18 protein-coding genes are annotated in these 14190 nt (G+C 62.0%); 7 read left to right on the top strand and 11 right to left on the bottom strand.

Features of this window, described 5'->3' with window-relative positions:
• Nucleotides 1–185: 185 nt before the first annotated feature.
• The 4 genes from NNX34_RS08160 (at nucleotide 186) to NNX34_RS08145 (ending at nucleotide 3077) form a co-directional block, all read left to right on the top strand.
• Nucleotides 186–980 (top strand): alpha/beta fold hydrolase, encoded by a 795-nt coding sequence (locus NNX34_RS08160; RefSeq protein ID WP_255766019.1) that lies wholly within the window; start codon nucleotides 186–188, stop codon nucleotides 978–980.
• Nucleotides 981–1087: 107 nt separating this feature from the next.
• Entirely contained in the window at nucleotides 1088–1390 is a 303-nt protein-coding gene (locus NNX34_RS08155; protein WP_255766017.1) for an antibiotic biosynthesis monooxygenase, read from the top strand.
• A 118-nt stretch (nucleotides 1391–1508) separates the two neighbouring features.
• Complete coding sequence (locus NNX34_RS08150) at nucleotides 1509–1916, top strand: YciI family protein (protein ID WP_255766016.1); 408 nt, start codon at nucleotides 1509–1511, stop codon at nucleotides 1914–1916.
• 6 nt (nucleotides 1917–1922) lie between these two features.
• On the top strand, nucleotides 1923–3077 hold the full coding sequence (locus tag NNX34_RS08145; RefSeq protein WP_255766015.1) for a DUF6596 domain-containing protein: 1155 nt from the start codon (nucleotides 1923–1925) through the stop codon (nucleotides 3075–3077).
• Between the two features lie 35 nt (nucleotides 3078–3112).
• Here the strand turns inward: NNX34_RS08145 and NNX34_RS08140 are convergent, their stop codons facing one another.
• The 5 genes from NNX34_RS08140 to NNX34_RS08120 are packed head-to-tail and all read right to left on the bottom strand — an operon-like array spanning nucleotide 3113 to nucleotide 8573.
• Nucleotides 3113–3880, bottom strand: coding sequence for an SDR family NAD(P)-dependent oxidoreductase (locus tag NNX34_RS08140; protein WP_255766013.1), 768 nt, complete (start codon nucleotides 3878–3880; stop codon nucleotides 3113–3115).
• Between the two features lie 52 nt (nucleotides 3881–3932).
• Entirely contained in the window at nucleotides 3933–4940 is a 1008-nt protein-coding gene (locus NNX34_RS08135) for a sugar ABC transporter substrate-binding protein (RefSeq protein ID WP_255766012.1), read from the bottom strand.
• Between the two features lie 44 nt (nucleotides 4941–4984).
• Nucleotides 4985–6025, bottom strand: a complete 1041-nt coding sequence (locus NNX34_RS08130; RefSeq protein ID WP_246165415.1) for an ABC transporter permease — start codon at nucleotides 6023–6025, stop codon at nucleotides 4985–4987.
• On the bottom strand, nucleotides 6022–7521 hold the full coding sequence (locus NNX34_RS08125; protein ID WP_255766011.1) for a sugar ABC transporter ATP-binding protein: 1500 nt from the start codon (nucleotides 7519–7521) through the stop codon (nucleotides 6022–6024). The genes NNX34_RS08130 and NNX34_RS08125 overlap by 4 nt, the downstream gene beginning before the upstream one ends.
• The gene (locus NNX34_RS08120) at nucleotides 7518–8573 is read right to left on the bottom strand and encodes an NAD(P)-dependent alcohol dehydrogenase (RefSeq protein WP_255766010.1); all 1056 of its coding nucleotides are present in this window, start codon (nucleotides 8571–8573) and stop codon (nucleotides 7518–7520) included. Before NNX34_RS08120 ends, NNX34_RS08125 begins: the two co-directional genes overlap by 4 nt.
• A 165-nt stretch (nucleotides 8574–8738) precedes the next feature.
• Between NNX34_RS08120 and NNX34_RS08115 the strand changes: the two genes are divergently transcribed.
• A complete protein-coding gene (locus tag NNX34_RS08115; protein WP_255766009.1) occupies nucleotides 8739–9827 on the top strand; it encodes a LacI family DNA-binding transcriptional regulator in 1089 nt (362 codons plus the stop codon).
• 254 nt (nucleotides 9828–10081) lie between these two features.
• Nucleotides 10082–10654 (top strand): hypothetical protein, encoded by a 573-nt coding sequence (locus tag NNX34_RS08110; protein ID WP_255766008.1) that lies wholly within the window; start codon nucleotides 10082–10084, stop codon nucleotides 10652–10654.
• A 29-nt stretch (nucleotides 10655–10683) separates the two neighbouring features.
• Here NNX34_RS08110 and NNX34_RS08105 read toward each other — a convergent pair whose 3' ends face one another.
• The 3 genes from NNX34_RS08105 to NNX34_RS08095 form a co-directional block, all read right to left on the bottom strand.
• Entirely contained in the window at nucleotides 10684–11190 is a 507-nt protein-coding gene (locus NNX34_RS08105; protein WP_255766007.1) for a hypothetical protein, read from the bottom strand.
• A 102-nt stretch (nucleotides 11191–11292) separates the two neighbouring features.
• Entirely contained in the window at nucleotides 11293–11520 is a 228-nt protein-coding gene (locus NNX34_RS08100; protein ID WP_227933365.1) for a helix-turn-helix transcriptional regulator, read from the bottom strand.
• Complete coding sequence (locus tag NNX34_RS08095) at nucleotides 11520–12155, bottom strand: hypothetical protein (protein WP_255766006.1); 636 nt, start codon at nucleotides 12153–12155, stop codon at nucleotides 11520–11522. Before NNX34_RS08095 ends, NNX34_RS08100 begins: the two co-directional genes overlap by 1 nt.
• Nucleotides 12156–12337: 182 nt before the next feature.
• Between NNX34_RS08095 and NNX34_RS08090 the strand changes: the two genes are divergently transcribed.
• On the top strand, nucleotides 12338–12643 hold the full coding sequence (locus tag NNX34_RS08090; protein ID WP_255766005.1) for a hypothetical protein: 306 nt from the start codon (nucleotides 12338–12340) through the stop codon (nucleotides 12641–12643).
• A gap of 6 nt (nucleotides 12644–12649) precedes the next feature.
• On the opposite strand, the gene NNX34_RS08085 is transcribed toward NNX34_RS08090, so the two are convergent.
• The 3 genes from NNX34_RS08085 to NNX34_RS08075 form a co-directional block, all read right to left on the bottom strand.
• Nucleotides 12650–13156: a hypothetical protein gene (locus NNX34_RS08085; RefSeq protein WP_255766004.1), complete on the bottom strand. Its 507-nt coding sequence runs from the start codon at nucleotides 13154–13156 to the stop codon at nucleotides 12650–12652.
• Nucleotides 13157–13230: 74 nt separating this feature from the next.
• Nucleotides 13231–13701, bottom strand: a complete 471-nt coding sequence (locus tag NNX34_RS08080; protein WP_255766003.1) for a hypothetical protein — start codon at nucleotides 13699–13701, stop codon at nucleotides 13231–13233.
• 142 nt (nucleotides 13702–13843) lie between these two features.
• Nucleotides 13844–14149 carry an EthD family reductase gene (locus NNX34_RS08075; protein ID WP_255766002.1) on the bottom strand — a complete coding sequence of 102 codons (306 nt, stop codon included), beginning with the start codon at nucleotides 14147–14149 and terminating at the stop codon, nucleotides 13844–13846.
• Between the last annotated feature and the right edge of the window lie 41 nt (nucleotides 14150–14190).

Below are 14190 nucleotides of genomic sequence, written 5' to 3'. Positions count from 1 at the left end.
CTTTGCTCCATTCGCGACCCACGCTGTCTGAGCAACCGTTCGCTGTGACCGGAACCCAAAATGTGTGGGAGACGGCCCGGGTAGATATCGGCCGCCGTGCGGATAAGTAAAGCGACTGGACTAATTGCTGTCAACGGTTTCTTGAGAGGATCGAATCCGCACTCCGGGGCGGCGTACCCTGAGCTATGGAATCCGAGGTCCGCAATCTCAGCCTTCACACCGGCATCACGGTGCCGTGCCTGGTCCAGGGCGACGCCGATGCACCACCGGTATTGCTGCTGCACGCCTGGGCTGAATCCCGCCGGAGCTTCGACCGGCTGGTACCCGGACTGGCCGGCTTCCGGATCTACGCCCCAGACCTCCGCGGCCAAGGCGATGCGGATAAACCGCAGGACGGATACTCGCTGGCAGAGCAGGCCCAGGATGCCGCCGCGGTTCTGGATGCCCTCGACGTCGCGTCGGCGTCGGTCCTTGGCTCCTCGAGCGGCGGTTATGTGGCCCAGCAGCTGGCCGTTGCGCACCCCGGCCGGGTGGCGGCCCTCGTGCTGGTGGGCGCCCCCTTAACCCTCCAGGGCCGGCCCCCTTTCGCCGACGACGTCGACGGCTTGACGGATCCGGTCGCCGAGGACTGGGTGCACGGTTTCCTCGACTCGTTTCCCTTGATCCAAGAGGTTCCCCCGTGGTTCATCGAGGACCGGGTGCGTGACGGCGTCAAAATGCCATCCCACGCGTGGAAGTCCAGCCTGCGCGGCTTGTACATGGCCGCTCCGCCGACCGAAACGGGACCCATCGACGTTCCCACGCTGATCCTGTGGGGCGGGCAGGACGGCCTGCTGCCCCGCGCGGACCAGGACACCCTGGCCGCCCGGATTGAGGGCGCAGAACTGAAGATCTATCCCGATGCGGCCCACTTGGTCTTGTGGGAATGTCCGGAACAGGTCGCAGCGGATACGACGGCGTTCCTGGGCTCTCTCGCTTGAGGCCCGGTTCCGCCCAAAACCCGTCAGGGATGCAAACTTCCCGACATCATGTCGGTATAATCTTCTCGCCGGGCAGATCTGCCCGCGCGACAGTCGAAAGGACGCAAATGTACGTTGTGGTCAACACTTTGGAAGTTGGACCCGAAACCGCCGAGGCCTTTGAAAAGGCGTTCATTGACAGCATGGTGAATCTGGAAGGCGTCCCGGGACTGGGCCGCAGCACGTTGATGCGTCCCGAGGGAAAGAGCAACACGTATCTTTCCACCATGGAATTCGACTCCAAGGAGAGCTTTTTCGCGTGGCTGAAGTCCGATTCCTTCAAAGCTTCACACTCCGATGACCAGGCGCCGGGCATGCAGGCACCGAACGCTGTCGCTTCCTACACCGTCATCAAGGACACTGCAGCCTAGCGAAAAGTGACCGGGTACCTGCTGATCGCGGTTCCCTGTCGAGATTCCCTCCCCTGTTCCGTCCCCGGTGCGAACACAGCCACAATGGCTGTGTCACCACTGAACAAGGGAGACCGTCATGGCCAAGTACCTGCTGCTCAAGCATTACCGCGGCGCACCGGAAGCGCTCAACAACGTACCGATGGACCAGTGGACACCTGACGAAGTCGCGGCGCACATGCAGTTCATGGAGGACTATGCCGAACGGCTGCAGGCCAACGGCGAATACGTGGAGGGCCAGGCCCTCTCCCCCGAAGGAACCTTCGTGCGGTACGACGGCGAGGGCCGGCCTCCGGTGACCGACGGCCCGTTCGCGGAAACCAAGGACCTGATCGCCGGCTGGTTCGCCATCGACGTGGACGGCTATGACCGTGCGCTCGAATTGGCCGGAGAGCTGTCCGCGGCACCGGCCGCCGGCGGTAAACCGCTGCACGAGTGGATCGAGGTCCGTCCGTTCCTGGCTGCGCCCGTCACGATCACGGAATAACCACTCGTGGAAGAAAGCCTGCTGCGGGTGCTCACCCCGCAGGTCATCGCCGTCCTTGTCCGCCGCGGAGCCGACTTCGCGGCGGCCGAGGACGCGGTGCAGGACGCCCTGCTCGAAGCCCTGCGCACCTGGCCGGATAATCCGCCCCGGGATCCGAAGGGCTGGCTGGTCACCGCCGCGTGGCGGAAGTTCCTCGATGCCACCCGCGCGGAGTCGTCCCGCCGCCGTCGTGAACTAAAGGTCGACGGCGACCGCGCGCCCGGCGTCGTCGGCTCCACCGATGACACGCTGCAGCTGTATTTCCTGTGTGCGCATCCGTCGCTGTCCCCTTCCTCGGCGGTGGCGTTGACCCTGCGTGCCGTCGGCGGCCTGGCCACCCGGCAGATCGCTGCCGCGTATCTGGTGGGCGAGGCCACCATGGCGCAGCGGATCAGCCGGGCCAAACGGACCGTGGCCGGCGTCCGCTTCGACACCCCCGGCGACGTTGCCACCGTGCTGCGGGTGCTGTACCTGGTGTTCAACGAGGGCTACTCGGGCGACGTCGACCTCGCAGCCGAAGCCATCCGCCTTACGCGCCAACTGGCCGCCGCCGTCGACCATCCGGAGGTGCGGGGACTGCTGGCACTCATGTTGCTGCACCACGCCCGGCGGGCCGCACGGACCGACGGCGGCGGACGGCTTGTTCCGCTGGACCAGCAGGACCGCAGCCGCTGGGATACCCGGGTAATCATTGAGGGCGTGTCCATCCTGCAGCGGGCGCTGGCCCGCGACCGGCTGGGCGAGTACCAGGCCCAGGCCGCCATAGCGGCCCTGCACGCGGACGCGCAGACGGCGGAGGACACCGATTGGCCGCAGATTGTTCAGTGGTACGACGAACTGGTCCGGCTCACGGGCAGCCCGGTCGCCCTGTTGAACCGGGCCGTCGCCGTCGGGGAGGCAGATGGGCCGCGCGCAGGCTTGGCCGCGCTGGCGGAACTGGATCCGTCGCTCCCCCGGTACACCGCGGCTCGGGCGTACCTGCAGGAGAAGAGCGGCGACGTCGAACTAGCCGCGCGGCTCTACGCGGAGGCGGCCCGGCTGGCACCGAACCTCGCCGAGCGTGACCATCTGACCCTGCAGGCGGCACGGCTCAATGCTGCGGCGGGTGAAGGACGTACATAGCGGTGCGGCCGCACTTATTGACGCCGACGCAAGAGCTAAAAGACGGTATACCCTCCATCGACCACCAGCACGGAACCGGTAACAAAACTCGATGCATCAGAGGCGAGGAAAACGACTGCTGGGCTGACTTCATCGGGGTCGGCATAACGCTGCTGCGGTGCGTCTTCGATCCAGTAGCGTCGAAACCGGGGATCGTCCACTGGTGACATATCCGTTTTCACGTAACCAGGCGCTACAGCATTCACGCGGACACCGAGGGGCGCCCATTCGGCCGCCAGCGATTTTGTCAGCTGGTGCACGGCCGCTTTGGAGGCGTTGTAGGCCGGCTGCATCTGCGGACGGTTTACGATCATTCCCGAAATCGATCCAATGTTCACGATGCTCCCGGATCGGCGCTCGGTCATATGAGCGCCGACCTCCTGGGACATGTGCCAGAGTGCCGTGAGGTTCGTATCGATCACATGGGACCACTCGTCCTCGGTGACCTTCAGCGCCTCGTGGTGGATACAGGCACCGGCATTGTTGACGAGGACGTCAATGCGTCCCGCCTTGCCGACCGCCTCGGCGACAATGCGCTCGATGCCTGCCCTCTCGGTTAGCTCCCCTAGGACAACGTGAGAAGTGCTGCCGCGCGCCTCGATCTCGCTCTGCAGTTTGGCGGCGGCTTCAGCATCGCGTCCGTGCACGACGACGTCGGCGCCGGCTTCGGCGAGGGCAAGGGCAAACGCTCGGCCGAGGCCGCGGGTCGCGCCGGTCACCAGGGCAACACGGCCGTCCAGACGGAACTTGTTCAGTACGGTCACAGGTCTCTCTCATCTCTTCGGTCCATTTGAGTTTCCGGCGTAACCTCGGATGCTAGTTGCCGATAAGCCCTGCTGCCTTGTACAGGTCGATGTACTCCTGGGTGTTGTCTTTCGTGATGAGCGGATTGCCTACGTTCACCGAGACATTGTCTTCAGCCCCGGTCAAGAGGTCGTGCACTGCTTTGAGGTTCAGCTGGGCCAGCTCCGCGGCGTCCTGCAGTGAAGTAGCGGTCATCGTGCCCTCCTGGATGAGGAGGGTGGCTTCGGGTGTGCCGTCGACGCCGTATGCCAGCATCCCGTCGAAACCGGACTTGCCCTTCACCGCTTCGAGCGCCCCCGAAGCCATGTTGTCGTTCATTGAAATGACCGCGTCGATCTTCGGGTTGGCCAGCGACCAGTCCTCCATAAGGGTGAGCGCCTCATCCTTATTCCAATTGGCAGTGTCCTCGGCAACGATCGTGACATCCGGGCGCTGATCAAAGAACTCCTTTTCCCATGCCTCACGGCGCGCAGTGCCGTGGAAGTTCGCGGCTGGCCCGTTGAGGACCACAACATTGGCGTTCTCAGGGACTTGTTCCAAGGCAGCCTGAGCAACTATTGCGCCCTGGTCGTACGGATTGGCGTCCACGGAGCTCGCGCCGTCGATTCCCTCCACACGAGGATTGGTAGTGACCGTGACGATGCCGGCGTCGACGGCCTGCTGGATGTACGGAAGCTGGGCATCGGCGTTATTGGGCTGAATGATGATGGCGTCGAATTTGTTGGCGATCGCGTTCTCGATCAGTCGGTTCTCGATTTCATCGTCGGCCTGCCCATCGAAAACCTCCAAGGTGATGTCTTCATAGTTCGCAGCCTCGGCCTTCATTTCGTTCGCGAGCCACGCGGCGAAGGAATCCGCCTGTGCCCGGGCGATGTACGCAACCCGGTATTCATCTTTCTGTTCGCGTTCTCCGCCACCGTCGGAGGTGGGGTTGCCCGTGGTTACTGAACAACCAGCAACGTTGAGTGCCAAAAAGGCTGCCGCGCTGACCGCGGCGATCCTGCGGGTGAGGTTCTTCATTGAAGTCTCCTAGTGGACGTTGAAGGCAGAACGATTGGGATATGTCATTGCTTGGGATTGGCGTTTTCCAGGGCACCGGGTGACTCTCCGGCGGATGGTGGGGGCTGAACCGGCGGGGCCGACTTGAGGATGGTGGTCTTGGTCCTGCCCCGCTTGCTGAACACGTCGTAGGCCACGGCGACAACGATGATCAGCCCCATCACGATCTGCTGCACATAAGAGCCGATACCGATGAGATTCATAATGTTTCCGAGTACACCGACGATAAGTGCGCCGGCGAGCGTGCCGAAGACCGTCCCGACCCCGCCGGAAAAGCTGGTTCCACCAATAATCGGGGCGGTGATGGCCTGCAGTTCATAGCCGATGCCCGCATTGGGGAGGCCCGCGTTGACGCGTGACATGAAGATAACTCCGGCGATCCCGACCAACGCGCCGTTGATCAAGAACGCCTGATACTTCACACGCTCCACCGCAATGCCGGCCGCACGTGCCGCTTCCTCGTTGCCGCCAACGGCGTATACGGACCGGCCGTAACGGGTCTGGTTCATCAAGTACCAGATGACGGCAGTGATGATGAGCAATATCAGGACCGGTATCGGCAGCAAACCGAGGTTGCCCTGGCCGATCAAGATGAAATCCCCCAGCTGCAGGACGTTCTGCCCCTGCGTGAGTTCGAGGACCGCGCCTCGGGCCATCAGCATCATTCCAAGAGTGACGATGAAGGCCGGGGTGTGCAGAGTAGCTACGAGGAACGCATTGATGAGATTGCAGATCACGCCCACCGCTATCCCGGCTAGGAAGGCGAGAAGCATGCTATTGCTCGACTTATAGATCAGGACCGAAGCGACACCTGCGAATGCCATCACGGCGCCGGCAGAAAGGTCGATCATTCCGCCGATAATCAGCGTCATGGCACCGTACGCCAGGATCGTGATCACCGCGACTTGCCGCAGTACGTTGAAGACGTTGTCACCACTGAGAAAATTGGGGCTTAGGAAACTCGCTGCCACGAGTACCACTACCAGGATGATGAAAATGGAGTAGCGGCTTGCTTCGAAAGATCTCAGCCTGGACAACATAGTCATGCCACCTCGATTTGATTCATGGCGTGTTTGAGGATGGTTTCCTGTGAGAACTGATGCGGCTCCAACTCGGCGGTCATCCGCCCTGCCGACATGACGTAGATGCGGTCGCACATACCGATCAGCTCGGGCAACTCGGAAGAGATCATCAGGATGGCGCGGCCCTGGCGGGCCAGTGCGGTCATGAGCTTGTAGATCTCGAACTTGGCGCCCACGTCGATCCCCCGCGTGGGCTCATCGAGGAGCATGACCTTGGGATCGGCAATAAGCCAACGGGCCAGGAGAACTTTCTGCTGGTTGCCTCCGCTGAGCGATTCGATGCGGGTCTCGGTGCTCGGCGCCTTTACATTCATCTTCTGGAAGTACTCAGTGACTAATTGCTCTTCGACACTTGATCGATGAAATCCGCCGTGTATGACTTTCTTGAGACTGGCGAGCGTCGCGTTCTTTTTGATGCTGAGTTTCGGAATGATGCCCACCAGTCTCCGGTCCTCGGACAACATCGCTATTCCGTGCTCGATCGCCTTCTTCGGTGTATTGGTCCTGACCAGCACTCCGTCCACTTCGACGGTTCCTGAATCGAGAGGGTCGAGTCCGAAAACTGCTCGCACCACTTCGCTCCTGCCGGCACCGATCAGGCCCGCAAGGCCGACGATCTCGCCCGCCCGGATCTCGAAGTTGATGTCCTCGAAGGCATTCTCCCGGGACAGTCGCGAAGCTTTGAAGACCATGGCTCCCAGCTCAACACGTTCTTTTGGATAGCTTTGGTGGTCCAGATCGCGTCCCACCATCTGGGCAATCACCCGGGCCGAGGTGGTTTCCTGTGCCGGTTGAGAACTGACGATTGCGCCGTCGCGGAGAACGCTGACATCATCTGCGAGCTGGAACACCTCGTCCATTTTGTGGGAGATGTAGATGATCGACTTGCCTTCATCCCGAAGCGCCCGGATCTTCGCGAAAAGCGACTCGACTTCCTTGTGCGCGATCGCCGAGGTGGGCTCGTCCATGATGAGAATCTCGGCACTGTGATAGACAGCGCGCAGGATCTCCAGCGTTTGAATCTCGGATACCGTCAGCGTGTTGAGACGGCGGTTGCCGGAAAAATCCAGCCCCTCCTCTGTCATCACCCTTTTCGCTTCGCCGCGGATATAGCGCCAGTTCACCCTGCCGTACTTGAGGGGAAGACGTCCCATGAAGAAGCTCTCCGCGATTGTCATCTCCGGGACATAGTTCAATTCCTGGGAGATCATCGCGATGCCGTGGGCCCGTGCATCGATCGGGCTCTTGATGTGCACCTCCTCGCCGCGAACGTGGATCGTTCCGCTGTCGGGCTGGTAGATGCCGTTGATGATCTTCATGAGCGTGGACTTGCCCGCTCCGTTCTCACCGCAGACTGCGTGCACGGAACCGGGACGCACATCAAACGAGACCTGGTTCAGCGCCTTCACCCCGGGAAAGGACTTATTCAGGTCCCGGACCGACAGCAGGGCGCTGCTCATGCTGTGCCCCGCACATGCGGATTCTCCACGGTGCGCACGCCCGGAAGGACCATCCGCTTGAGGGAATTTCCAGCGCCTTCACCTACGAGAGCGTCCTCGACCTGCTCAATTCCGTATTCGTGGGTGACAAGCGAATCGACTTCCACAAGACCGGATATAAGAAGCGACCGTGCTATCGGCCACGTATTCGTATATCTAAACGTCCCGGTGACACTCAGCTCCCGCATGGCGATTTCGGGCACGGAAAGCGGAAATTCATCAGCGCTGCCGACCAGTACTACTGTCCCGCCTGCACGCGTGGAACGGATTCCGTTGAGAATGGCCGGCGTCGCCCCCGAGGCGTCAACGAATACATGCGCACCCAGTTGCTCCGTGGAATCCGCAGCTGGATCCACGACGCGGAGGCCATAACCTGCAGCAAGAGCGCGGCGGCCAGCGTTAATGTCGGCGACGACGACGTCGGTGGCGCCGAAGGCCCGCGCGACCTGGCCCGTCAGGATCCCAATTGGACCGCCTCCGGCGATGAGTACGGTATCTCCCACCTTTATCCCGCCCTTTTGCGCAGCGGCGATGCCGACGGACAACGGTTCCATAAGAGCCGCAGCATGATCGCTGATCGAGTCCGGCACGTCGTACGCGAAATCGTCTTGGATCAGGACGTATTCACAAAACGCTCCGTCAATCGGGGGCGTGGCATAAAACTCCATCTTCGGGCACAAGTTGTAGGCGCCCTCTCGGCAGAATTCACACACTCTGCAGGGACGCTGCGGCTCGATTGCCACCCGGCGGCCAACCCGGGACTCATCTACATCTGCACCGACGGCAACGATGGTGCCGCTCGCTTCGTGGCCGAGAACCAACGGGGACTCCACAACATAGGGACCGATACGGCCATGCTGGAAGTAGTGCACGTCTGACCCGCACACCCCCACGCTGTGAACCCGGATCAGCACCTCATCGGCCGCGGGAACCGGCACCGGCCGCTCCTCGACGATCAGGTCTTTCACTCCTCGAAGTACGCTCGCAGTCATCGTCGACGGGATCAGCACCATGAACTCCTTCGTTCCAGGTCTGCGCTTCAGTAGCGGGATGCGGTGAACATTAGAACGGTTTACGTAGAGTGGTCAATGTCTCCTCAAGGCCTTTACTTCGCATGGAACTTTTCTACTCAGGTAGTCGTGGCAGCGTTTAAACGTTTAGGTTGTTAGCATCGCGCAGTGACTAGGCAACCGAATCCCTCTAAGGCACCGACACTGACGAGCATCGCCCGGTCCCTGGGGCTTTCTCCTGCCACGGTCTCCAACGTCTACAACCACCCCGAGCGGGTCTCAAAGTCGGTGAGCGAGCGTGTACTCGCCGTTGCGGATGCGGTCGGGTACGCAGGGCCGGATCCCGTCGCCCGCCAGTTTCGCCGCGGGAAATCGGAGACCATCGGCGTTGTCTTCACGGACGAGATGTCCTTCGCTTTGCGCGATCCAGCCTCGGTCTCCCTCCTCGCGGGCCTTTCGACGGCCCTGCAGGATGCCCAGCTAAACCTGCTCCTGCTGCCGGCCGGCCCACCTCTTGGCAGCTCACGGGTATCAAACGTGATGGGAGCGGTGGTGGACGGCTTCGTGTTTTATTCGGTACCCGACGATGACCCGCATTTGGCGGCTGCGCTCAAGAGAAGGTTGCCGATTGTCGTCGTCGACGAGCCGGAAGTTGTGGGACACGCCGACTGGTTGGGACTCGACGACCATTCCGCAGCAGCTGATCTTGGTCGCTACTTGAGCCGCTTGGGCCACCGGAAAGTGGGGGTGATTACCTCCAGGTTGGGCCGTACCCGGCATAACGGGCCAGCGGATGAAGAGATGTGGAAAAACGCTGTCTACTCAGTCCAGCGCAATCGCATCCATGGTCTGAGGGAAGGCCTCTTCGGAGCGGACGCTGGGTCGATTGCGGTCGAGGAGCGCTTTGAAAACTCGGTGGACGCCGGGGTTACCGCTCTTCACACCCTTTTGCACCGGGACCCGGGCATCACTGCGGTCTGCTGCTTCGGTGATGTCCTGGCAATAGGCGCCCTTGAGGGGGCACGCCAGCGCGGATTGAGTGTGCCTGGGGACCTGACAGTCACAGGATTCGACGACGTGCCGGAAGCCGCACGGGCGGGTCTGACCACTGTGCGTCAGCCGCTGTTCGAGAAGGGCCGCATCGCTGGTGAAATGCTGCTCAGCCATCCGTTCTCCGATCGCCCCCGTCGCAGGTATCTGCCGACGTCCCTGGAGGTTCGGTCGACAAGCGACCGCCCGAATCGCAATTCCGTGTAAGCGGGGCCGTTCAGCTCGTCGGGTCCCGGCTGCCTGGAACCACAACACGCCAGGACTGAAGGCGTGGCCGCGATCCTAATCCTCCTTTCCTCGGCCGAGAAGCATTTAGCTAGGACTTCCTTGGCCTGATACGGTTTTTAGTCTGATTCACGCCCGCGGTAAGGACCGCCTGCCACACCGCGCCGCGACCGCCGCAGCAGCCGGCAAGCCCTACCTCCCCCACCAACCCCGAAGCACCGAGAGCACAAACCCACATGAGCAAGCACGCAGCAATGCCCGAACGGCCCGAACCGACGCCGATCCCCAACCCCGAGCGCACGCTCACCGTGTGGGAGGACGGGGTGCAGCTGGACTTCACCTTCGCCGACTGCATGAAGTACCACGGCCCGGGCTTCCCCGGCGGCGTCGCGCACGCCTTCGCAGCACTCGGCCGCGCATTGCCGGAACTGGCAGCCCGCACCCCCGGCGGCCGGGTGGAGCGCCGCGGGATCCGGATCCGCACCCCCTTCGGCGGCCCCGGCGCCCGGGACGCCTTCGAACTCGTGACCCGTGCGGTCACCGGCGACCGCTACGCCGTGCTGCCGGAGCTGGCCCGTCCCGAGCGCGGCAACACCCTGGCCCGCTACGTCTTCGAGCTGACCGCCGGGGAGGCAACCGTCACCTGCGTGATCCGGAATGAGGGCATCGTCGCGGACGAGTTCATCGAGCTCACCGCGAAGCCGGAGAAGACCGCTGACGAGCTGGCCCACCTGGAAGTCCTCAAGCGCGAGATGCGGGACCGGATCCTCGAGCGCGACCCGGCTCAGGTGTACGACGTCGAAGGCTAATTTCCACCTATTGGAAACCGGCCCTTCGCCTAGTGCCTGCGGTAGCGACTATTGGCAGAGGGGTCCGGGTGTTCTTCGCAGATTGAGGCAACCACCTTGGTCCCCGTTTCATCCGGGCTGATCCGGATATTGACCGGCCGCCCGTAGGTGTCGGTAGCCGGTATGTCGTAGGGATTCAGCGTGGTTTTGCTCTGCACAGTCAGGATGAGCGTCTTGGGATGATCCACTGTGTAACCGTGTTCCTGCCGCAGCATTTCCGCGATCCTGCCTTTAGCCGCTGACAGTTTCCTCTTGGCTGCAACTCCGACCTTGATGAGCACGGCAAAAGAAACAACGATAACGGCCAGAAGAATAATGATCCCCAGCATCAGCAGGTCTTTATAACCCTCAGCCTTGGGGTCACCCATGAATTCGCTGGCGACGATCATTCCAACGATCGATCCGATCGCCAGCACGATTGCCAGCCATGGGGCGGGCACCTTGGGAACGAGGCTTTCGCCCGCTTCTACTCCGGGGATTTCTTTGGCTTTTGACACTTTGAGACCTAACGGTAAAAGGCGTGCGGAACAGTAACTTCAGCAGTAGCACTGCAACGATACGGCTGGATCGCACGGATCACGGATTAAACCAAAACAGATTCAAGCGGGACGCGGAATCACTAAGAGATCCCCCACCTCGCAATCCAGCGCATTGCAGATCGCGGTCAGAGTGGAGAACCGGATGGCCTTGGCCCGGTCATTCTTGAGCACCGACAAATTCACCAGACTCACGCCAACCTGGCGGCTCAGTTCCGTCAACGTCATCCCGCGGGCTTCCAGGAGTTCATCAAGACGGCAGTGGATGTTCGACGAATCATCCGCCGGCATCAGACCAGGCCGTCCGTATCCTGCTGAATCCGACGGCCGTATTGGAAGACTCCCGCAACCAGTATCAGGACGAGGCTAAGCACCAGCGGCCAGGGGCTCAGCGTGCCTTCAAAGAGGACCAGTTCGTCGCCCGTCTGCCGCTCCATCACGACCAGGTCCGCGACGCGGGGCAGCGCGATTCCGTAGAGGCCCTGGCTAAACGTCCCGACCAGCAGCAGGACGATGCCGCAGGCGCCGATGATCCGTACGGACGCGGCGGTGAACAGGACCGCGCTGCGGAGCCGGTAGGCCAGCAGGAATACCAACGCCTGGACGGCCAGCACACCTGCCTGGTGCAGCGCCGAAGACCAGGCAAGGAGCGCTGCGGGGCCGGAGGGAAGAGCGGGAACCGTAGCCGTCAGTGTTGTGTAGTGCGCTGTCACTCCGGCCGTCAGCCCGTCCACACTCTGGTCCCGTGCGCTGACCGGAAGCTCCAGCGTCACCGGGCCCGTGAAGTACCCGACGATTTCGGAGATTGAAAAGGCAGTGCTGACCACCGCGGCCAATGCCGCCACAATCATGAATACGGTCGCGTCCGTTCGCGAAACGATTCTCTTTTCGCCTGCCGGCGCGCCGGTGTTTTTCATCAGCTTCATGTCCCCCCCCCCATATCGACTTTCGTTATTAACGATTGTCGATAACCTACGGCGCTGCGGTGTCGGCGTCAATGGCACCCTCCGATAACCGTCTCACTCTGGCGGCCCAGCCCGGCCGGCGCTAGGCTCCTGCGCCCTGGGCCCGGCGGATCCGGCAGCCCACCCTCTTCGGAAGGATCGGCATGCGCATTGTGCGGACGTGGCGCGGCGTAGTCCGCAGCGACGACCTCGAGACATACGTCGAATACGTTCAGGAGACCGGGATCGACGAGTACCGCGCCACTGCCGGCAACCTCGGCGCCTGGATTCTCACCCGGAGTCTGGACGAGGAGCGTAGCGAGATTGTCACGGCTTCCCTATGGGTTTCCCTGGAGGCGATTCGCGCTTTCGCGGGCGACGACGTCGGCGCGGCCGTCTTCTATCCCGAGGACGATCGGTACCTGCTGGAGCGTGACCGCACCGTCTCGCACTATGAGCTCGCCGACTAGTCCGGCCTAATGCTGTTCGTAGGGATGGTTTGCCGCTGGAGTGGGATGTTCCTCGCAGATGGAGGCGACCACTTTGGTACCCGTTTCATCCGGGCTGATTCGGATATTGACCGCCCGCCCGTAAGTGTCGGTCGCCGGTATGTCGAAGGGATTTAGCCGGATGGTGGAATTGCCGGTCAGGATCAAAGTTTTCGGGCGGTCAACGGTGAACCCGTATTGCCACCGCAGGGATTCGGCGATGTTCCGGTTGGCTGCTGATATTGCCTTCCTGAGTTTCACGATAAGCGGGATCGCGACCACAAGACCCACAAGCGCAGCGAGGAGAAAAACCAGGAGTAATACGAACCAAAACTCTTCTGCCGGACTGCCCTCAGTCTCGTCCATAGCCACACCTGCGAGGATGAGCCCAATGCCCGGGCCACCCAGCATGCCCATCAGCAACCACGAACTGGTCACCTTCGGAACGAGGCTCTCGCTCGGCTGCACACCGGGGATTTCTTTCGCTTTTGACACTTTGAGACCTATCGATAACGGGCGGACCGGCGGATCAGCAGTAGCAGTCTCCCGGGTGGGAGACAGGATCTGAATTAGACCCGGCGTTCGCGACGGTAGCCGGCAGCCTGAAGCATCAGCAGCGCAAGGGCACCGGCCAGGCCGAAGGGCAGCAGATACACACCCATCATCTGGAAGTTCATCATCGCTACGTCCTGGGCACTCGTGACTGCACTGCCGCCGCCGTAAATGGCCGACGTGATTTGGAGGTTGCCGGAGAGCCAGATCAGTCCAAGGACAAGCATCATCGCCACAACCGCCCACGCGGCACAGAGATAGGGGTTGAACCGGCTCCTGGGGGCAGCAGCCACTCCGAGGGGCCCTTGAGCAGCGGCGCCGTCAACGTCCGCGTCACTGAACTCCGCTTCGGTATGGGTAGTACGACTGGACACCCGCGGAGGTTCCCCGCCGTCATCCACCACTTCCACCCAGTCCCCGCTTTCGCCAGGCACCGGGCGGGAGTACATCCGGTAATCCGATTCACTGGTGCTTCGCCGATTTCCCATGGCCCGAAGCCTACTACGGGGCGGCTCCGGCCTGAGGAGCGGATGGGCACAAAGGTTAAAAGCCGATGCCCGTGTTCCGGTGATGGAACACGGGCATCGACCCGAGACGGATAAGAATCAAGGCGGGCAAACCGTGCGCCGCCTAGCTCTCTTCCACCTCCGAAAACAGGGCGATGAAGGTGGTCCCGGTGGCCTTCAGCTGACCGAAGAGGTCCGCGGCCGCAGGTGTTGTTACGGCAGCGGAGGCGTCCTCATAGGTGTCGAAGTACAGGTCCAGTGTCCGGTGGGCAGGCGTGGGCGAGCCGTTTTCCTTCGGCCATACCTTTCCTGCCTCGTAGCGGAGCAGCTTCGGGAGCTGCTTGGCGCTGTCCGCGATGCCTTTGTAGGCCGCCTCAAAGGCGTCGGGGTCCGCGGGGTTATCAATGACGAAGGTGATCTTGGTGGGCATGGTGTTCTTTCCTTTCGGGGGTGGGGATGGTTGAAGTGTCC

Source organism: Arthrobacter sp. zg-Y1116, assembly GCF_024385485.1.
Taxonomy (GTDB): Bacteria; Actinomycetota; Actinomycetes; order Actinomycetales; family Micrococcaceae; genus Arthrobacter_B.
Note: the sequence above shows the minus strand (reverse complement) of the source record. Positions and strands in the feature narration are given on the sequence as shown.